This is a genomic window from Calyptranema fuscum S582 (assembly GCF_055793305.1).
This window is the reverse complement of sequence record NZ_JBSLYH010000053.1, coordinates 27,252-48,588: the sequence shown is the minus strand read 5'-3', so window position 1 is coordinate 48,588 and position 21,337 is coordinate 27,252. Positions and strand designations below refer to the sequence as shown.

Annotated in this window: 13 protein-coding genes; 6 read left to right on the top strand and 7 right to left on the bottom strand. The window is 47.7% G+C overall.

Annotated features, from left to right (window positions below; translation table 11 throughout):
- Positions 1-340: 340 nt before the first annotated feature.
- The gene (locus ACR6Z4_RS26640) at positions 341-3,256 is read left to right on the top strand and encodes a hypothetical protein (RefSeq protein ID WP_479720376.1); all 2,916 of its coding nucleotides are present in this window, start codon (positions 341-343) and stop codon (positions 3,254-3,256) included.
- 84 nt (positions 3,257-3,340) lie between these two features.
- Here the strand turns inward: ACR6Z4_RS26640 and ACR6Z4_RS26635 are convergent, their stop codons facing one another.
- From ACR6Z4_RS26635 to ACR6Z4_RS26620, 4 genes are all read right to left on the bottom strand, one after another.
- Positions 3,341-3,529, bottom strand: coding sequence for a hypothetical protein (locus ACR6Z4_RS26635; protein WP_479720375.1), 189 nt, complete (start codon positions 3,527-3,529; stop codon positions 3,341-3,343).
- Between the two features lie 761 nt (positions 3,530-4,290).
- Entirely contained in the window at positions 4,291-5,604 is a 1,314-nt protein-coding gene (locus tag ACR6Z4_RS26630) for a M16 family metallopeptidase (protein ID WP_479720377.1), read from the bottom strand.
- 91 nt (positions 5,605-5,695) lie between these two features.
- Positions 5,696-6,967 (bottom strand): M16 family metallopeptidase, encoded by a 1,272-nt coding sequence (locus ACR6Z4_RS26625; protein WP_479720374.1) that lies wholly within the window; start codon positions 6,965-6,967, stop codon positions 5,696-5,698.
- 312 nt (positions 6,968-7,279) lie between these two features.
- Positions 7,280-8,383 carry a glycosyltransferase family 2 protein gene (locus ACR6Z4_RS26620; protein WP_479720373.1) on the bottom strand — a complete coding sequence of 368 codons (1,104 nt, stop codon included), beginning with the start codon at positions 8,381-8,383 and terminating at the stop codon, positions 7,280-7,282.
- 128 nt (positions 8,384-8,511) lie between these two features.
- On the opposite strand from ACR6Z4_RS26620, the gene ACR6Z4_RS26615 reads away from it, so the two are divergent.
- The 4 genes from ACR6Z4_RS26615 to ACR6Z4_RS26600 all read left to right on the top strand — a co-directional run bounded on the left by ACR6Z4_RS26615 (position 8,512) and on the right by ACR6Z4_RS26600 (position 14,462).
- Positions 8,512-8,994, top strand: a complete 483-nt coding sequence (locus ACR6Z4_RS26615; protein WP_479720372.1) for a type IV pilin-like G/H family protein — start codon at positions 8,512-8,514, stop codon at positions 8,992-8,994.
- Positions 8,995-9,959: 965 nt separating this feature from the next.
- Complete coding sequence (locus tag ACR6Z4_RS26610) at positions 9,960-10,445, top strand: type IV pilin-like G/H family protein (protein ID WP_479720371.1); 486 nt, start codon at positions 9,960-9,962, stop codon at positions 10,443-10,445.
- Positions 10,446-10,813: 368 nt separating this feature from the next.
- Entirely contained in the window at positions 10,814-13,018 is a 2,205-nt protein-coding gene (locus ACR6Z4_RS26605) for an O-linked N-acetylglucosamine transferase, SPINDLY family protein (protein WP_479720370.1), read from the top strand.
- Positions 13,019-13,202: 184 nt separating this feature from the next.
- The gene (locus tag ACR6Z4_RS26600; RefSeq protein WP_479720369.1) at positions 13,203-14,462 is read left to right on the top strand and encodes an SAM-dependent methyltransferase; all 1,260 of its coding nucleotides are present in this window, start codon (positions 13,203-13,205) and stop codon (positions 14,460-14,462) included.
- On the opposite strand, the gene ACR6Z4_RS26595 is transcribed toward ACR6Z4_RS26600, so the two are convergent.
- The 3 genes from ACR6Z4_RS26595 to ACR6Z4_RS26585 all read right to left on the bottom strand — a co-directional run bounded on the left by ACR6Z4_RS26595 (position 14,446) and on the right by ACR6Z4_RS26585 (position 20,448).
- A complete protein-coding gene (locus tag ACR6Z4_RS26595) occupies positions 14,446-17,046 on the bottom strand; it encodes a tetratricopeptide repeat protein (RefSeq protein ID WP_479720368.1) in 2,601 nt (866 codons plus the stop codon). The genes ACR6Z4_RS26600 and ACR6Z4_RS26595 overlap by 17 nt on opposite strands.
- A gap of 211 nt (positions 17,047-17,257) precedes the next feature.
- Positions 17,258-18,277 (bottom strand): long-chain acyl-[acyl-carrier-protein] reductase, encoded by a 1,020-nt coding sequence (locus ACR6Z4_RS26590; RefSeq protein ID WP_479720367.1) that lies wholly within the window; start codon positions 18,275-18,277, stop codon positions 17,258-17,260.
- 353 nt (positions 18,278-18,630) lie between these two features.
- Positions 18,631-20,448, bottom strand: a complete 1,818-nt coding sequence (locus ACR6Z4_RS26585; RefSeq protein ID WP_479720366.1) for a dipeptide ABC transporter ATP-binding protein — start codon at positions 20,446-20,448, stop codon at positions 18,631-18,633.
- Between the two features lie 310 nt (positions 20,449-20,758).
- On the opposite strand from ACR6Z4_RS26585, the gene ACR6Z4_RS26580 reads away from it, so the two are divergent.
- A complete protein-coding gene (locus ACR6Z4_RS26580; protein ID WP_479720365.1) occupies positions 20,759-21,235 on the top strand; it encodes an Lrp/AsnC family transcriptional regulator in 477 nt (158 codons plus the stop codon).
- The last annotated feature ends 102 nt before the right edge of the window (positions 21,236-21,337 follow it).

The following is a 21,337-nucleotide window of genomic DNA, read 5'->3' as shown; positions in this document are numbered from 1 at the left end:
GACTAAATTTCATGCCGTTTTGCTCACAGATCTATATATAGAGAGATTGGATAGGGAGAGAGTGCAGAGCACTGCTTAACAACGGGATGAATTTGAACGTGAAACCCTTGGTTTCACGTTCAAATTCATCCCCAAAATCAGCAACGCCGATTGCAGATCTTCCAAAACTTGAAGAAGGTGTGCCGCGTTCGTAGATACATCCGCTAACATCAGCCTGTCCGTGATGAATGGGCAGACTCCTAAATTAAATGGTTATTAAGTAGCCGGACTGCGGTTGAATTGAGGAGAGAGGAACCTTTATCCGATATAGTTCCCTATAGTTCTCTATGGACAGACTTTTTTGAACGTTAGATTGGCGATCGCCCAGGAGCGTAGTGGCGTGTTGGGTATTCAGTGGGGCTGGAAGAAGATGAAAGGATTGCTAGCGGTTTTGTTAGCCATAGTGCTGAGTGTGGGTGTTGTAGGGTGTGGCGATCGCCCTAAAGTTCGCAGTTCCACCCCTGCACCTGGGGCTGCCAGTTCTTTAGGTGCAAAACTAACCGAAGTCTCTCCGCCAGAGATTTTCCAGGAACTTCGTCCGGCGTTAGACGCTTACCAACCGCAGGTGAAGATTTTGAGCCCGCGAGCAGACGAAGTTTTAAAGGATACCCGTGTGTCTGTGCAGCTCCAGGTCAAAGACTTTCCGACGTTTAAGAATGAAGATTTGGGGCTTGGTCCTCATCTCCATTTCATTGTGGATAATCAGCCTTACCAGGCAATTTACGATCCTGAGCAACCTATTGAACTAACGGATCTATCCCCCGGTAGTCATACCTTGCGAGTATTTGCGTCTCGTCCCTGGCATGAAAGTTTTAAAAACGAAGGAGCCTACGCTCAGACGACGTTTCATGTGTTTACGCAGACTGCCGACAATAATCCCCTGCCGAACCAGCCTTTGCTAACCTATAGCCGACCCCAGGGGACGTACGGGGCAGAACCCGTCATGTTGGATTTTTATCTAAATAATGTGCCGCTGCATTTGATTGCGCAAGACAATCCAGATGACGACATTTTGGATTGGAAAATTCGTTGCACTGTCAATGGCGAGAGTTTTCTCTTAGATACCTGGCAACCGATTTATCTGAAAGGACTAAAGCCTGGAAAAAATTGGGTGCAACTGGAGCTGATCGACGAAAAGGGCAACCCATTTGCCAATGTTTTTAATGACACCGTTCGTCTGATTACCTATGAACCGGGTGGACAAGATACCCTGTCTAAGCTGGTGCGTGGTGAATTGGCGATCGCCGACGTTATGGGCATTGTTGATCCCAATTACAAACCTGAAATTCCAGAGCCGGAGCCAGAGCCAGAGCCAGAGCCAGAACTGGAAATTACGCCTATCGAACCACCTACGCCAGAACCGAGTCCATCTCCTGAACCAATTGAAATTCCTGTTGTTATTCCATCTCCAGAACCATCTCCAGAGCCAGCGATGGAACTGCCATTCGTCAGCCCTGAGGTTGAGGAACCGTCAGAAAGTGAAGACTTACCTGCCTTACGCGAACCTGTGGTCGAACCTTCTGTCGAAGCGCCACTCAAACCTGACTTCCGCGATCAGTTAAAAAGACGTTGGCAACGGCAAGAGCGATCGCCTGCGGTTGAGCTATCTCCGTCGCCCGAAGAAACAGTGATCCCGACCCTTGAAGGAACAGAAGACAACCCAACAGACATAGTGCCGATTGCACCCGACGCGTCAGAAACATTGCCAGAATTCCTACCTGAAGCCCCTCAACCGTCACCGTCACCTCAATCGAAATTCAATCAATTTTTCCAAAAGGCGCGTCAGCGTGCCCAGGAATTAACGAAGCCCAAGAGCCTCCCAACTCCTTCTGTGGAAACGAACGCTCCATCAGAAACAGTTCCAAACGAAGATCTAACTCCTGAGGCTGTTCCGACAGAGTTGGAGGCACCCGGATCTGCTGAACCAGACGTTGTTCCAGACGTGAGTCCGGCGATCGCTCCATCTCCAGCTGCGTCTCCCGGTTCTGCCTCAGCTAAATTCAATCAATTTTTCCAAAAGGCGCGTCAACGTGCCCAGAAATTAACGAAGCCAAAGGTGCTCCCAACACCTTCTGTGGAAACGGACGTGCCATCAGAACAAATTCTGGACAATAACTCAACGACTGAGGCTGTTCCGACAGAGTTGGAAGCACCCGGATCCGCTGAACCAGACGTTGTTCCAGAGACAAGTCCGGCGATCGCCCCATCTCCGGCGGCGTCTCCCAGTTCTGCCTCGACTAAAGTCAATCAGTTTTTCCAAAAGGCGCGTCAACGTGCCCAGGATCTGACGAAGCCAAAGGTGCTCTCAACACCTTCTGTGGAAACGGACGTTCCTTCAGAACAAATTCTGGACGATAACTCAACGCCTGAGGCTGTTCCAGCAGAGTTGGAAGCACCCGGATCCGCTGAACCAGATGTTGTTCCAGACGCGAGTCCGGCGATCGCTCCATCTCCGGCTGCGTCTCCCAATTCTGCCTCAGCTAAATTCAATCAATTTTTCCAAAAGGCACGTCAACGTGCCCAGGAATTAACGAAGCCAAAGGTGCTCCCAACACCTTCTGTGGAAACGGACGTGCCATCAGAACAAATTCTGGACAATAACTCAACGCCTGAGGCTGTTCCAACAGAGTTGGAAGCACCCGGATCAGTTGAACCAGACGTTGTTCCAGAGACAAGTCCGGCGATCGCCCCATCTCCGGTTGCGTCTCCCAGTTCTGCCTCGGCTAAATTCAATCAATTTTTCCAAAAAGCGCGTCAACGGAGTCAAGAACTGACCGCTCCCCGCACCCCCTCTCGGCTGACTAGCCCAACTGAGACTCAACAGGCAGAGGAAAGTCCAGCGAACGATCGGTTAGAATCTGCTACGCCTGGGGCAACGGTTGAAGATGCGATCGATGCGATCGAATCCTCAGATGGCTCGTTTTCTAATCCGGCGAACCAGACCGACGGGTTAGAAACTCCTATCGGTTCCCCAACCCTGTTCCGACCCTCATCTAGTGCTAAAGCAAACTCTGATCCGTTTGATCAAGTCAATCAATTTCTCAATCGGTTTCAACGTCCTCAGTCAACTCCCATCCAACCTGACGCTGGCAAAATGTCAACCTCTCCTGCGGGCGACACATTAGAGTTGGAAGAAGCGATAGAAAATAACCTAAAACCTGAGGCTGTCCTAGCGCCAGAGCAGGTTCCTGAAGGTGTGCTTCCATTTGGGCGTTGATCCGGTTGCTCGTGTTCTGAACCTGATTGGTGATTGTGTTCTGAACCTGATTGGACCGTTGAATCTCAGAACCGAATCTTAGACCTAAGATTCAACAATTTCAACTTCATCCGCAGCAAATGGTCCATATACCAGGGGACGAATGGATGGATCTCCCCAAATCACATAAACGCCGTGTTGGGTGCTACCTGATAGCAGTCCTGTAACGCCTTTGAGTGTTCCTTTCGTAACTCGAACCTGCACACCACGCTGACACATTTCAACTGAGTTCATTGAAGTATTCTCCAAGAATAAATGACCCCTGAATGAAAGACCTCTTGGAAGATTTCGCTCTACCTTCATGCAAAAGTCTTAAGAGATCGTAAAGTGAAGTTAGAAAAACTCCATCTCCAATAGGGTAGATCTAGAGGCTCTACTAACGTGTGCAGAGACGGATTACAGTGACTCTGCACTCATTGTTCGAACTTCAGGCATCAGGTTCTACCCGAAATGATGCCTCTCAGGACTAAGACTTGAAAGCAATGATGCAAGGAGCTGACTTGCCAGGTTTAAGCTTGAACCAAGTGTTGTGACTTTCTTAAGGGAAGTTACAGTTGGGAGCTATTAAAACAGGTTAGTAAAGGTAGTATTGCTGGATTCACAATGGGTCTGAGCGCGGAGTATGAACTCCTGGGTTCAGGTTCACTGCGAACGATTTGCAATATCTGAGGATCACAAATTAATCAGCCTGCAATTCTTTTGAGAGTGACGGCAAAGTCGCCACTCCCAAAAAGAACTGAGTTTTATGAAATCTACGATCCTTAATCAACAGCTAAATAGTGCGACGAATCCACGTCGTACAGTCGGACTCAAGACACAACGGGAGGCAAGCACACAACTGAAGTAGCGTTTTGTCAGGCTTATTTGCCAATTTCTGCGTGTGTTTACTTAGAGTACAGTAATAAACTTTCAAACCATCGGTAATTACACCGTTCTTAATATAGCAATCCCAAATGAGTTGTAAGAGGCGCACCCCATCGCGGTGCGCCTTTGCTCTATGGAGTAACAGCAAGTTCCAGGTGTGTGACAGCGGACTCTGGTCCAACTAAGGAAACATAGGGGCGATCGAAATATCGGCGGGCAACTACTTGAGCGATGTCGGGTGTAACGGCTGTGACTTGCTCTTGGAAGTCTTGATCAAACTCGATGCCTAAACCTAATGCTTCATACCAGCCATAGATCTGAGCGATTTGAGCGTTGGTCTGTTTGCCCAAGGCATATTGCCCGAGCAGCTTGTTTTTAGCAGTTTGCATTTCTTCTGCCGACAATGGCGTGTGGCATAGCCGATCGACCTCTCGTTGTAACCCTTCCAGGGCGATCGCTGTATTGGCGGGAGCAGTTCCTAAGTAAGCCACAAATTGTGATACATCAATGCGGGTCGGGTAAAATGCCGAAACTTCGTAAGCTAACCCTTGCTTTTCTCGTAATTCAACAAATAAGCGGCTCGACAGTCCATTGCCCAGATAGGTGTTGAGTAGCTTGAGTGCAACATAATCAGGGCTTTGTAAGGAGGCTGCTAAATACCCCAGCATCACCACCGATTGCTGCGTATCTTGAGCCGTAATGATCGACTCGGGTCGGGGGCTAATGTTCGGTAGCTGTAGCTCTGGCAATGGCTGGGGGCTGCTATTCGGTTGAAGCGGAACCTGCCAATCGCCAAATGCCTGATGAACCAGGGCGATCGCCTGTTCTGCCGGAATCCGACCGACGATGCTGACTACAAGATTGTCGGGACGAAAATAGGTTTGGTGATAGTGCAATAAATCCGCTTGCGTCAGTTGCGATACGGTTTCTTCTGTTCCCAGACTGGGGAGAGCATAGGGATGATCTTGATACATGGCACGGCGCAGTTGTTGCTGAGCTACCGAAAACGGCTGCTCTTGAATCGAGCGAATTCCTTGCACCGTTAATCGACGCTCTAGTTCCACTTCCGACTCAGGAAAGGTGGGCGATCGCAATAATTCAGCCGCCAGTTGCAAAATCTCTGAGAAGTCTGACGACACCGTTTTAAGGCTGAGGAGACAATAATCAGCCGCCGCGTCAGCAGATAAGCTTGCCCCCACAGATTCCACTTGCTCAGCAATTTGCTGCGAAGATAGGCGTTCGGTTCCCTTTGTCATCACCGACATCATCAGATGCGAGATTCCCGACTGATCTGGTGCTTCATATCGGCTACCGACCCGCACAAAAATCCGAGCAGCCACAATATCGGCAGCCGGATTTTCGACGGCTAAAACCACGATTCCGTTATCCAAAACGGCACGGTGAACGTTACGGTCTTGGATAACCTGCGCTACGCCTAAATTCATTGACATATGGTTTCCTAAAATGGCTGAACCTTAAAGGCTCGATGTCGGTTTGTATTTGTAAACATTTTAGAAGACTGTATCGCGGATTGACTCACTCCAGGGGTTCTAAAACGGTAGATGCGTAGTGATATGGCGATAGATATTGCCGCACGATCGCCTGTAATTCTTCGGCTTGAAGGCTTTGGATGTGGTCTGGATAGGTAACGGCTAACTCAACCTGCGCAATGGTGTTGTAGTAACCATATAAACCGGCTAACTGACTCGATGTTTCCGTAGAAAACGCATAGTCGTTGCAGAGTAAGCGTTTCTGGCGAGCAAGTTCGGCTTCAGGGATCGGATGGGCAGCCAGTTCAGACAGGCGATCGCAAATAATGGCTTCTACCCGATCTACATGCTCTGGATCTAACCAGGCACTGATGGTAAATAGGCTAGAGTCTCGTTGCAGTGAAAAACTACAATCAATGCCCTGTACCAATTGCCGCTCTTCGCGCAACTCGCGCACCAATCGAGACGATCGCCCCCCTGCCAACAATACAGAGATCAGATCCAGCCCGTAAGCCGTCCGCAATTGCTCAACTCCAGGGCCCACCCATGCCATCATCAACCGACCCAACTCCAATCGAGGTAGCTGTAGGCGTTGACGACGAATTTCGGTGATGGGTGGCTCAAGCTCAATCTGCCCTTTCGGACAAATGATGCGATCGGCAAATGAGTTAAATGACCGATGAACCAGGTCTAGCGTCGGTTCTAATGCCACATCGCCGACGACTACCACGGTCATATTTTCGGGTTGGTAATGGGCACGATGAAACCGCCGCATTTCTTCAGGCGATCGCTCTAGCAACCCTTCGGCATAGCCCAATACAGACCGTCCATAGGGATGACATTGGTAGGTCAACTCCAGTAATGCTTGAAACCCAAGCCAATCTGGATCATCTTCTGCCTGTCGAATTTCTTCCAAGACGACATCGCGTTCGCGTTCAAACTCTTCATCTGGAATCGCAGCGTTTAGCAGCAAATCTGCCAAAGCCGGAAACGTTTCATCCAAATAAGCGGAGGCGGTATGAATAAAATAATGGGCGTAATCGTGGCTGGTTGCCGCATTCGTTATCCCTCCACGACTTTCAATCACCTGATCAAACAAACCCGGTGGCAGCCGATCGGTGCCCTTAAAAATCATGTGCTCTAAGAAATGGGCAATGCCCCACCAAGGCTCGGGCTCAATCATTGCTCCGGCTCTGACCCAGACATCGGCAGCAACAACTGGAGCCGTTGGAATTTCTTGGTGAATAATAGTCAGCCCATTATCAAAGCGATAAAGGTTGGCTGGGAATTGGGTAAATGGAGCTAGAAGTGTTGACAAATACTCTTAACTCAATCTTGATTAGACTTTAGCAATTCACTAACTCATTCATATTAACCCCTTAAAAGAACTTTACTCCTATTTTCGTGATGCCAGTCTGAATTTGGGGGTAGTGCTGAAGCGCAGCTCTCAGGATCCTGACAATTTTAAAAAGCCGTGGCTTATTGGGGAGGGTGCGGCTCTGCCGCACCCTCCCCAATAAGCTATTCCCGTTATTGTTGTGAGGCTCCTACAGCGATTTTCAATCGCTTACAACCAGGTTATTTTTGTGAGAACTGTGCGGAGCGCGGTTCTCACAAAAATAATTGTGGCTTACTCAAGCGCAAAGTGCTGTAAGTGTGTAAGTGCGTCTAAAACTGGGGTGTAATTGGGGTCAAAAGTCAGTGCCCGGTTGAATGCGGCTACTGCATCAGAGGGTCGGTTTAGATCCCCGTATGCCAAGCCCAATTGATGCGCCGGAAAAACGCCCATATATCGTTGGTCAAATGATTCTTGGCGCAGATAATTCCCCAGCTGACCCATCTCTAAACACGCCTCAAAATAGGCGATCGCCCCTAACGGAAAGCCCATGTCTCGCAAGATTAGACCTGCTAGATAATTCAGCGGTGGATAGTCAGGAAACCACTCCACCCCTCGACGACTGATCAACACAGCCGCATCATAATTTTGTTGCTCTAGTAAGAAATCTAACCCCAACGTCAACAAAATTGCAGGTAGTCGCAATTTCTCCAGAGGCTTCTCTCCACTGAGCAAATTTGGCAAAATCCGCTCAAAAATTTCTGCCCAACACTCCCTCGCTTTATCAATTTGGTCTGTTCGCAGATAATTGTCAGCCAACGTCCCGAGTAATAACAAACTCAAGCCTTGTTGTTGGTGAATTCGTGCCAACATCGGAATATCCCGCTGCAAATTTTTGCGCAGAATTAAATCAGGGTCATATCCATAATGTCGAATCTTGATGCAGCTTTGGTGAGAAACAACATTCTCATTCGGATCGGGACCCAGGTATTTCAGGTCTTCATGGTAAGGCTCTACATAGCGTAGATGTGGGGAATTTCTGAACAATCTGGGGTAATAAACCGGAGTAATGGCTTGCTCAGGATTGTCGATCGATACCCAGTACGCCAAAATCGACGGTTTTAAGAGGTGTTCCCGCCAGTCGGGGTTCTCGACGACTAATTCATCATCAGCATCCAGGGTTAAAATCCAATCTCCCTGAACCTGGGAAAGAGCAAAATTTCGGGCTGCCGAAAAATCATCACACCAGGTAAAGTGTGCCACTCGCGCCCCATACTGTTTGGCAATTGCGATCGTTTCATCGGTAGACCCCGTGTCTACAACCACTATCTCGTCTACATAGGGTTGAACGCTGGCGAGGCAACGCCTAATTCGGTGTGCTTCGTCTTTGGCAATCATGCAAAAAGAAACGGCAGGTTTAAGCACAGCAAAAAAAAGTTTGAGAGTGATATGAAACGCCTAAGAGTTGGGCAAGTTATATCCAGGAGTTAGAAATCCAGTATCCCGCAACTCAAGGAGAAACTTCAATGAAGACCGAACTGAAAGCCAAATTCCTTCAGCACCTACTCCAAAACAAAGACGAAAAGGGTTTCACCCTGATCGAACTGCTCGTAGTTATCATCATCATTGGTATTCTGTCTGCGATCGCTCTGCCTTCCTTCCTCAACCAGGCAAACAAAGCCAGACAGTCTGAAGCCCAAACCTACGTGGGTTCCATCAACCGGGGTCAGCAAGCTTATTTCTTGGAAAAGAACACCTTTGGTAACCTCTCCAACCTGGAGCTAGGCATCAGCAACACCAAGAACTACACCTACACCACAACGCCTTCTGGTAGTGGCATCACTGGAGCTGCTCTCACCAACGCTTCTCCCGCTGGCACTCTTAAGGGCTACGCAGGTCGCGTCTTTATTGGCACCGGCACTGACGGTACTGCAACTGCTTTGGCAATCCTTTGTGAAGGCACCGCTGGCACCATTCCTGCTGTTGGTACTGGCACCGTTTGTCCATAGGAATTGAGATGCTAACGATCCTGTCGTAAAGGATGTTGTAAACGATACAGGCACGAACCTCAACGTTCCACCATCCCTTTCTCAGACAGTCTTGCAAAATGTAGAAATTGAAAAGCTACCAGGCGAGTATCCCACCTCCTGGTAGCTTTTATCTATTTTTAGGCAAATTGGAGGAGTTAGGGCACCTGATCCAACACTCAAAGTGCTTCAATTCTAACTTCAGTTTAGCTAATGTCAAGAGCCAGCGTTTTCCTATGGCACTTCTCAAGTCTATGAAGGATAGCGGTACGCATTAGGGTTAGGACGGGGTGCAGAGGTTTCACCCCTGCGTGGGGACACCGCCCCCACCCCACCCCGATGTTCTAACTGGATCGCGTAGAGCCATACAAGTTTTTGATAGAGAGCCCCGTGGAGCGCAGCTCTCTATCAAAAACCGTAATTCATTCAGGTGCGAAGCACTATATTTTTGTAGAACTGATAAACCCGGAGAGGTTTTGTGAATGCTAGCTTAGCCGTAGTTTCACAGAATCTCTCCGGGTTTTTTTAATTCTTGGCGCATAGCTAAATAGGGTGTGTTGGATTTGTTAGACGCGCCAGCACACAGTGTAGCCATGCACTGCCAAATTTACACGACGCTTGCATGAACTGGCTGATGGTTATCAACAGGTAGGATGTCTATCCCTCAAAATAGCCGCTCCTTCAGAGTGATGTCTAAAATATGACATCATTTTTGGAGTGCTCTTTTGAAACGAAATTTTTTTGAGACTATTTTTCTTGCTCTGCGGGCATTTTTGAGAAAATGCCCGCAGTTTTATTGAGTGAAAACACGCATTTAATAAAGTAAAAAATAGTTTAATTGGGTGATATGAAGTACTGAGAATTTGGGCAAGATAGCTCTAGAAATGAGAAACGACATACAGGGGCTATAAATACCAGCATCCAATTACTCTAAGGAGACCATTTCAATGAAGACTGAACTCAAAGCCAAATTTCTTCAGCATTTAGTACAGAGCCAGAAAGGAGAAAAAGGTTTTACCCTGATTGAGCTACTGGTTGTCATTATCATCATTGGCATTCTGTCTGCGATCGCTTTGCCGTCTTTCCTCAACCAGGCAAACAAAGCCAGACAGTCTGAAGCGCAAACCTACGTCGGGTCAATTAACCGGGGGCAACAAGCGTATTTCTTGGAGAAGAATATGTTTGGCGCACTCTCCAACCTGGAACTGGGCATTTCTAACACCAAAAACTATACCTACGTGACAACCCCTACGGGTTCAGGCACGACCGCCGATGCCATCACCAATGCGTCTCCGGCTGGTACGCTCAAGGGTTATGCCGGTCGCGTGTTCATTGGGACTGGTTCTGACGGTACTGCTACTTCTCTAGCCATTCTGTGTGAAGGTACAGCGGCTACTATTCCGTCAGTCTCCGGTTTGACCCTGTGTCCATAATCAGGATGGATGCTCACACTAATGAGGTGTCGTGTTAGGGGAATAAACCTAAACGTCGTGCTTCATTGTTGACTGGTATCGGTCGAAATATAGCCCGTAAATTAAACAGCTACCAGGTCAGTATGCTTCACTCCTGGTAGCTTTTTTACTTTTTGATGAGATTGAGAAGGAATGTGGGGCATCCAGTCCAGCATTCAAGTAGTCTATAGCGTTGCGCGTTTGGATAGATTACGGTTGTTGTGTGAGAGCCGTGCGCCGCGCGGCGTCGCGTAACACCTTGCACTTCACGCCATTGAGAATTGCTATATCTCTCAAACTTTAGTGAGCTTATGTCAAGATCTACTGTGACGTCACAGGTTATATCTGAAATGTCCTTTGCCCTACAACAACAAGCTGACACATTCTGGGCACAGAAAGATTATGAACAGGCAGCTGCGCTGTATGAGCAGCTAATTGTCGCCCATCCTGATATTCAATTTTATTATTGGCGGTTGGGTTTGCTGCATCTTTTGCAAGGGCAGGAGTCTGAAGCCCAGTTTGTCTGGGCGATGGTCATGTCAGAAGCAGAAGCGGAAGATTTGGAGCCGAGCATTAACGAACTTGTAACTATTTTGCAGACAGAAGCGGAGCAGCAAGAACAGATCGGTCAGCTTGAAACCGCCTGGCTGATCCGGAGGCATATTTACGAGCTTGTTCCCGATGATATTAATAATGTGCTTCATAGTCTGCGGCAGTCGTTGACCTTGGGGCAATGGGATGAATCGCAACTTCTAGAGATCTCTGGTCTATTACAAGATCCTGCGATCGCCGTTGATTCCACATTACTGTGGCAGGTGTTGCAGCAACTGGTAGAACATGCACCTCGCAATACCGCTGTCATTGATGTGATAGAAGCGAGTTTGCCGTGGGCAAACGAAGATGCTGAAGTTTGGCTAGAACACTTGCTCGAAACAGCAACGATGTTGGGTCGGCGGGTGGGTGATACGGCAGTTGGTAGCCGTTACGCTGAGTTGTGTTTGCGTCTCAATCCTGATCATGCGATCGCTTTATTGCGCCTCAGTACTTTTTATCAAGATGAATTTCGTTACGACGAAGGCATTGAAGCAGCCAAACACTATTTTGCAAAATGTCAGACCCCGATCCAAAAAGTTTTGGGGAATGCCGTTATCTTGCGAGGGCTGATGGGTACGGGTGCCCGCTGGCAAGAAGCGCAGGCAACACTGCAACAAGAAACCCAATTAATTCAAGACTTTCTCGATCACTATGAAGTAGACCCAGGCTCTCATCTGGATGCGTCGATTGTCTGTACGCCCATGTTTTTCTATCCTTACTTGGGTGATCAACCCGACATTGTGCGTCCTTTGCAAAACCAGCTTGCCAGCGTTTTTCAATCGGATTTACAACGTTTTGTCGAAACCTATGTCGAAGACTTCACGCCATATCCGGCTGCCCCTTTGATTCGTTCGAGCGATCGCAAAAAACTAAGAATTGGCTATCTCTCACGGTGTATGCGGATGCATTCGGTGGGTTGGTTATCGCGTTGGGTGTTTAAGCATTTTGATCGCGATCGCTTTGAAGTCTATGCCTACTTCAACCAGATGACCAAGATAGAACCTTTTTCACAACAGTGGTTTGCCGATAAAGCAACCGTTGCCTGTTGTATTGAAGGTGATACCTGGGGGATTGCCCGAGATATTCAACACGACGAAATCGATATTTTGGTGGATTTAGACAGTCTCACCTCTGATTACACCTGTGGGGTGATGGCGTTGAAGCCCGCGCCCGTTCAAATTACCTGGTTAGGGTTAGATGCAACCGGGTTACCTGCGGTCGATTACTTTCTAGCCGATCCGTATGTAGTGCCGGAGGAAGCGGATCACTATTATGCTGAAAAAATCTGGCGCTTACCTCAGACCTATATTGCCGTGGATGGCTTTGAAGTCGGTGTGCCCACTTTGCGTCGCGATCATTTAGGAATTCCCAGTGATGCGGTGACATTTTTTACCTCTCAATTTGCCTATAAGCGTTATCCAGACACGATCCGGATGCAAATGCAAATTTTGCGGGAAGTTCCCAATGGGTACTTGCTGGTCAAAGGGTTGGGAGATGAACGAGGCATTCAAACCCTGTTTGAACAGATTGCAGATGAGGAAGGAATTGCCTGCGATCGCCTGCGGTTTTTACCCAGAGATACCAATGAATTTATCCACCGTGCCAATTTAGGGGTTGCTGACGTTGTGCTAGATACCTTTCCCTATAATGGGGCGACAACCACGCTAGAAACGTTGTGGATGGGGATTCCGATTGTGACGCTTGTGGGCAAACAGTTTGCCAGTCGTAACAGTTACACCATGATGCTGAATGCAGGAATTACCGAAGGGATCGCTCATACGCCTGAAGACTACGTAGCATGGGGAATCCGGTTAGGGCAGGATGTGGAACTGCGACAGCAGATTAGCTGGAAACTACACCAATCTCGGCAAACGGCTCCTTTGTGGAATGCTCAAACCTTTACTCGCAACCTTGAACGTGCTTATGAGCAGATGTGGCAACACTATCTTGAAACACGCTAAGAACTCCAATTAATTCACTTCTAATTTTTTTTGAGAGAGCCACGGCTCCGCCGTGGCTCTCTCAAAAAAAATTAGGTTTTATTAAATTCGTGGTGCTAAGGAATATGAGTAGTGGTATTCATGTCATGATTTCTTGTGGTGCACTGTACCCCAAGAAATCATAACTTTTTAGGACTACTGGAGCATGAACTGGAAAGACACGTTTTTATATCAAGGTAAACCGCTTTACTACAATCGGATTGAATACAACAATGTTGCCGAACGTGCAGTTGAAATTCCGGTTGCGTTTGATTATTTAGCAAGATTGAAAAACAAAGCAAAGCTTTTAGAAATTGGCAATGTTCTTTCAAATTACGAAAATACATTAAGTGATGTCTTGGGGATTAGACCTCGACGAATTATTGATAAGTTTGAGGTTGCTCCTGGGATTGAAAATATTGACTTGATGGACTTATCCCCTCAAGAAAAGTTTGATGCTATCATTTCGATTTCGACGGTTGAACATATCAATCAAGGTTACAAGGGTAATCAGGAAAATCATGATGTGGAAGCACCGCTAAAGGCGATCGCTAAAATCTATGATTTGCTCGAACCTGATGGTAAAGCTTTGATCACAGTTCCGTTTGGAAAACTGTTAGATGGTGGTTGGTATATCCACTTTAGCTATGATTATCTACAACTATTAACCTCAAAATACGCTATTCCGGAAGCAGCAATTTCAACTCATTATCTCAAACGAATTTTGACAGAATTGGAAGCCGATCATCCCCGTCAACTATGGATTGAGACGTCTGCCGAAGCCTTGCAAAATACAGACTATGGCTGGCTATGGCCTTATGGCAATGGGTTAGCAGTGATTGAATTAACGAAAGTATCTGATCAGTACGCATTGAACTTAGACGTGGAACCAACACCCATGGAGTTTGGTCAAGCGGCGATCGATACTCTGAGTCAAGATTTTATTCAGGCAACCTACGCAATTCTCACCCACACTCGTGAGATCAACTTGATTGCTTTTTTAGATTGGCAAGCCTCAGAACGATCGATTGATCAAGCCTTTAACGCTATCATCAGTGCTGTTGCGAAGCATCCCGATCAATCAAAGATTTCTGTCTTTATTCATGCCGATGACGCTTCGGAAGAAGATGCTGGGTTGACTATTTCAGCCGCATTAATGAATTTATTGATGGAAACCAATATCAGTCCTAGCCAAGTACCCAGCCTGCATTTGCTGAAGAATTTGGATCAGTTGCAATGGCAAGCAATTTTATCGCTGGTTCAGTGTCGGATTGCCTTGAAAATTGACAATTCAGTTGCGATCGCCCAAGTCCAGGCTCAATCTATCCCCACCTGCGCAATCAGTAAACTCAGTAAATTTCGAGCCGTTGAGTTAGAGACAGGGGTATGGGAATTTCAGTCATCAACGATCAAGTCTCGGAAATAATAGTGGCAATCTGCAAAATATGACGCATTTCTGATAAATCAATCCAAATATCTTCCAGTCGGGAATTGGGATAGAGAAGTTGGTGAAGTGCGGTTCCTTCGGGCATTTTTCCGGCTAGATAAAAGTAGTCTAAACCCGCTAAATTTGCTAAATACCAATAACAGGGATAGATATAATTTGGCGAAAAAAGTTCAATCACTTTTATTCCGGGTTGGCAGAAGATCAGATTGGTTAACCCACTTCCATGGGGAGCAATCACAACGGCGGCTTCTGCCATGAGTGCAATTTGTTCTAACACTGATAACGTTTCAAACACTACAGACTCAAATCCCATCGGTTCCAGCACTGCTAGAATTTCGGCTTCATTAATCACTCGCCGAGTGGTTGCATATCTTCGACTAATATAAATCTTGCGGCTGGGTTGATGAAGTGGTTGAGGCAGTTGGTTTAGAAAAACGGTTCTAATAAATTCGTAGGCAGATTTTGACATCCAGGCAACAGCACCAGAGAAAGATGGCACGATTAATTGACTGGCTTGAATATGTTGGTAATCTTGAGGTTCTAAAACTTTAGAGTCTGGAATTCCTAATAGATTCAAAGTCTCTTTTTGAAATGCTAAATGCTGACTGACTAAGACATAATCCACAGTGTCAAACTCTATTCCAGCCAGTTGCAGTAGTTGAATTCGGGGTAAAACATCACAGATCCAATGAAAATACATATCATTGGATAGTCCCGATAAAACTACAACGGTACCCTCAATTTTTTCAGGGGGTTGTAGTTTTGCGGCGGTGATTAAAGAGTGGCGATCGCCTGTTTTATCTGGATGTCCGGGACTGAGGATCGGAGAGTCGGGAGACAGATCAACAAGGAGCGAATAGTCGGCTGTAATAATCGCAGTCGCCGTTTGATCGGGATCTATCCAATAGCGTCCTTCAGGAATAATCGCGACAAAACTTTCAGGCAGTTCAATGCCATCCCCAAATCTAAAACTAAAGTGGATGTCCGACTCTAAGGTATGGGGTGGAACGAGTGAAATGATTTGGGGTGGCGCAATAAGCCTGTAATGGCTAACCTCTAATGAATTAGCGATCGCCCATGCTTTCGTCGAAACGTAGAAAGAGCGGGGCGGATCGATCGGCATTATCGGGTGGATATCAGCAGACGTGTGAGTCAACTGATTCTGCTGCATCAAATCGTGCAGGATCGTCCAGATAATTTCTGCTGTATTGGAGTTGAGCTGAAGTGCTTGTTTAAAACAGGCGATCGCCTCGGCTTCATCTCCTGCTTGAGCATACGTAATGCCCAATTTTATGTAGGTTTCAATTGAGTGAGGTGATAACCGCAGTGCCGTTTGATAGCAATCGATGGCTGGTTTTATTTGACCTCTATTGGCATAAAGATGACCCAGTTGAATATAGGTATCTGGGACGTTGGGATGGATCTGTAGGGCAGTTTGATATGCCTCTATAGCTTGATCGATCTCCCCTATTTTTGCGAATGCTTTACCGAGTTCTAAGTAAGAAATTACAGAATCAGCATCCCGTTCAATGGCAGTTTGGTAAAGTGCGATCGCTTGATTCACATGATCAAAGCCTACCAATATCTTGCCCAGTTCAAGATAACTTTCGACGTCATTGGGTTGCTGCTGGATTGCGTGTTGATAGGCTAACCCCGCTAAGTTGAAATCTCCGGTTTTGACGAATAATCTACCCAAGATTGAATACAGGGATTCAGCCTCGGCGGGATTTGAAATTGCCTGGAAAAATGCAGCATTTGTGCGCAGAGAGTCACTGATATTTTCAGCTTGGTTGACCCAGGTGCAGTACTGCTTAGGAAAGGTTGGCTCGGCCTGTGCCATTTGTCTCAGCAACGCGATCGCCGGGTCTAACTTGCCCTGTTGCAGCAAACTATAAGCGGCATCTCCATAGGCAGGCGAAAACGACGGCTGTTGTTGAATCACTCGCTGAAAACAGGCGATCGCTTGGTCAAATTCCTGGGCGTTCACCCAACACAGTCCCAATTGATACCAAACGTCTGTCTGGTCTGGGTGCTGTTCCACCACACGGGTATAGGCAGAAATGGCATCGTCATACTGGCCTAATCGTTGCCAGATCTGCCCCAGGGCTAAAGGAGCTGATGTTAAACCGGGTTGCAACTCAGCCGCTTGCTGCCAGTAGGCGATCGCCTGATCCAAACGCCCCAGTTGTGCCAGCGTCTGAGCCAGACGGGCACAGACTTCGACCTGATCACCGTCTAGTTCCAGACTTTGTTGATCTAATGCAATCGCCAGAGACAAATGGTTTTGGGTCAGTTGCCATCCTGCCTCTGTGTTGAGGATTTGCAACAGGTCTGCCATCCATTCGTCCGCATCATCGGGAGTGTGATCAGCGATCGCCGCCAGCCAGATCGATTGGGCATGATCAATCTCCCCCTGCAACACCCACACCACACCCAGATACCAGTACGCCAATAAATCATCGGGCGTACGATCAATGCACTGCTCATAGAGGGCGATCGCGTCTTCGTATCGTCCTTGCCTCAGGATTGTCAATGCGTGTTGGAGCGGTGCAGAGAGATCCATCGATGGTGTATGCCATGAGGCAGTGCATATTGATGTTGGTGAGACAAACAACAAATCTAATAGTGTATGGCGCGCCAATCATCGCCCACTATTAGATGGGGCAGCGAATCTGGGGATGAATTTGGATGCGAACCCTTTGGGTTCGCATCCAAATTCATCCTTGAAATCCACAACGCCTCAGATGTTGCTGACATGGGGGTGGTGATGCGATTTAAATCAGCAAGGGGCGAAAGCCATGTTTTTGTGAAACTTGCCCAATGAGATCCATTTTTTCCAGGGTGATCTGATTGCGACCCCATGAAAAGTTGGTGTAAAGCTTTTCAAATTCCAGCAGCATTGATTCGGCAAAACAAGCAAATAGTTGGCGAGCAGGCACGTCCATGCTAACGATTTGCATAATCTTCCAGTCAATGTCTAAGGAATGCTCAACAATGCCACCATTGAGCACGTTGACCCCCGGATATTGGACTTTTGTCGCTAGATTTTTGGGATAGCCGCCATCAATTAATAGACAGGGTTGTTTTAAGGTAGCCGGATTAATTTCTACACCCTTGGGCATACTGGCAACCCAAACAATAATATCTGCCTGGGGTAGCGCTTCTTCCATGCCCATGATCTTGCCTCGACCCAGTTCTTCCTGCAATAACAGCAGGCGTTCCTGGTTGCGCGCCACATACACCAACTCTGCAACATCGGTACGAGCATCAATCCACCGACAGACAGCACTGCCAATATCGCCCGTCGCACCACAGACGGCAACGGTTGCCTCTGAGAGGTTGATGCCTAGCTTAGGAGCCATTTGCTCTAGCTGGCGACAGATAATATAGGCGGTGTGGGTGTTGCCCGTGGTGAAGCGTTCAAATTCCAGTTTAATATTGCGAACTTGCTGAATTTGATTGAGGTTGAAGTTCTCAAAAATGATTGAGGAAAATCCACCGAGTGCTGTAATATCGATGCCGTGCTTTTGGGCATGAGCCATCGCATTAATAATTTTGCGGGTGGCTGCTTTGATGCGCCGGGTTGCCAACATCTCTGGGAGAAAACAGGATTCTACGTAGCGACCTTCGATCCGTTGCCCAGTGACACTTGTAACAATGATATTGTCAACAATTTGTGGAGGCGCACTACACCAAAAATCTAATCCTTGGTCGGCATATTCTGGATAACCTAGCTCTCTAGCGACGGATTGAGCGTGTTCTAAGCTTGTAAGATGACCAATTAAACCAAACATGGATAGTTCTAATTTATGCCTGCGGGTTAGGCAAGGGAGTAACAATAAGGGAGTAAATGAATACTCTTCAAAATACTACACAAGAATATGAGCTTAAGTGTCAACTCATAGTATAAGGTTGACAAAATTACCCGTATCTCTAGTAGACCCAATTAAACGTTTGACAACGGGGTGCAGGGGTGGAACCCCTGCGTGGGGGCGCAGCCCCACAATCTTTAGAAAACAAGACGATTTTCGGTAGTGTTTCAAATCTGTTGTTAATTTTTGGGAAAAGCGCGCGGAGCACGCTTTTCCCAAAAATTAACAATAAACAATAGATCTAGAACATCACCCAATTTTCTAACCCCTCCGGATCAATTTTGCAGGTGGCTGAGTAAAGGAGCGGCTGAAAGCAATGTCTTGGTGTAAGGATGTTGAGGATGGGTAAAGATAGTTTGAGTATTCCCTATCTCAACAATTTTGCCAGCATTCATGACGGCAATGCGATCGCACAAAAATCTTGCCACCAAAAGATCATGGGTAATAAATAAATAGGTCAGGTCAAATTCTCGCTTTAGCTCCAGCATGAGTTCTAGCACCTGCGCCTGCACACTGGCATCGAGCATACTCACAGGTTCATCGCAGACGAGCAATTTCGGTCGAGTAATCAGAGCACGGGCGATCGCCACTCGTTGCTGTTGCCCTCCCGATAAATCTCCGGGATAGCGATGATAGAAGTCTGTCGCAGGCGTTAACCCTACCCGTTCCAGCATAGCGCAGACCTGGGTTTTCGCCTCGGCAGGTGTTGCCAGATGGTGAATCAACAAGGGATCTGTAATACTTGCCCCGACCGTCATTAAGGGATTAAGACAGGCATGGGGGTCTTGAAACACCATCTGCATCTGCCGTCGCTGATCGCGGAGAGCCTGCCGCGATAGCGATGTCAAATCTTGTCCTAAAAACTCGACATGTCCGGCGGTGGGTCGGATGAGTTGCAACAAGGTGCGCGATAAGGTGCTTTTGCCACAACCCGATTCGCCAACCAGACCTAAAATTTCGCCCGGATAAAGGTCTAGAGTCACTCCATCGACGGCTTTGATCGTTTGGGTCGGGGCTTGAGAGAAGAGGCGGGCAATGAAATTTTGTTCCAGGGAGTAGTGCTGCTGGAGGTCTTGGATTTTGAGAAGGGGTGAAGGGGTGGAGGAGTGAAGGGATGGAGGGGTGGAGGGATGAAGAGACGGAGGGGTGGAGGGGTGTTTGCTGGGTTGCCACGGCTCCTCTGCTTTTTGATCCTCTAATTGTTCGAGTCCTGGTTCGCCCAGCAGTTCTGCCAGAGGATTGATGATCTCTGATTCCTTACCCTTGCCGCTGGCTTGTAGATGTAGGGCAGATTGAAGCAGCGATCGCGTATAGCTATGTTGTGGTTGGGTAAAAACGGTTGGAGTAGCACCGGCTTCTACAATGTTGCCGTTGTACATGACGGCAATGCGATCGCAATATTCACCGACCATTGCCAAATCGTGGGAAATCAATAACAATCCCATTTGCCGTTCGGCACACAGGCGCGTTAGCTCTTTCAAAATTTGCGCTGACACGGTGACATCTAAACTGGTCGTCGGCTCGTCTGCCACGATCAACTTGGGATTGAGCAAGAGTGCCAGGGCGATCGCCACCCGTTGTCTCATGCCACCGCTGAACTCATGGGGATATTGCGCCCAGCGATTAGCCGGAATATTCACGGCTGCTAACGTGGCGATCGCGTCTGCTTTTGCAGCTTTGCGAGACAGCTGGGGTCGGTGGGCTAATAACGTTTCTACACAGTGTTCGCCAATGGTCATCAGCGGATCAAGGCGGGTCATCGGGTCTTGGAAGATCAGGGCGATCGCCTCTCCCCGAAACTTGCGCAACTGCTCGGGAGAAAAGTCAAAGACCGATTCTCCGTTAAACCTGACCTGTCCCTCTATGCGGGTTGAGGCAGGCATAAGCCGCATGGCTGCCCGACCTAAGGTAGATTTGCCGCAGCCCGATTCTCCCACTAACCCCAACCGTTCTCCCGGATTGAGATCAAACGACACCCCATCCACAGCCCAAGTGACCGAGTCGGCAGAGGCGATCGCAGTAGTTCCTGCCTGCCCTCTGGATTGAGGATAGGCAACCCGAAGATTTTGGATCGAAAACAACGGCTCACTCATCGTGGTAGTTCAGCGTCGGCACTATAGATATTCAGCATGATTGAACGGCAACCCTGAGGCTGCTGGCAATCTATTGATTATCACGTAAAGTTGAGGACTTGTTTTTGAAACCTGGGGACTCGTGCGTTGTCAGTATTAAATTTGGGATTGCGATCGCGAATTGGCTCCTCCGGAATTGGAAAAATTAGCAGATCTAGAACCTTGGAAAGAAAGGCGATCGCCCACATTGCTCTTTGAAAAGAAAGCTTTGATTTGACTTTACTTTATAAAATAAGTATTATTTAGTTTATTGCCTAGTAAAAATAGGTTTATGAGCTTAGATGATTTAGATTTTAAGGTTGTGCAGCAGCTAATGCGCCAGGGACGGATGACCTGGTCGGAATTGGCTGGAATTTTGGGGCTATCAGCCCCCGCCACTGCCGATCGCGTACGCCGATTAGAAGAACGACAGATTATCGAGGGGTACACCGCTGTGGTCAACCCAGAAGCGGTTGGTTGTGGTCTGACGGCTTTTGTGGCGATCGCTCTCGAACATCCTCGGTACCGCCAGGATTTTCTCCAATTGGTTGAGACATTGCCCGAAATCCAGGAATGTCACCACATTGCGGGCGAAGACGATTACTGGCTCAAAATTCGCTGTGCTGGAACCAAGGAGTTAGAAAGGGTGATTAGCGACGACATTAAAGGTCTGTCCGGCATCCTGAGAACTCGCACAACGATCGTGCTCTCGACGGTCAAAGAAACGGTGGTATTACCCCTCAAGCCACCGACTGCTAATCCCGGATGACGGTGAATTAAATCGCCCTGAAGTCCTGTTATGGCAACCCTAAATAGGTTGTGAGCGGCGCACCCCGAAGGGGTGCGCCGCTCACAACACCGTACTGAATCA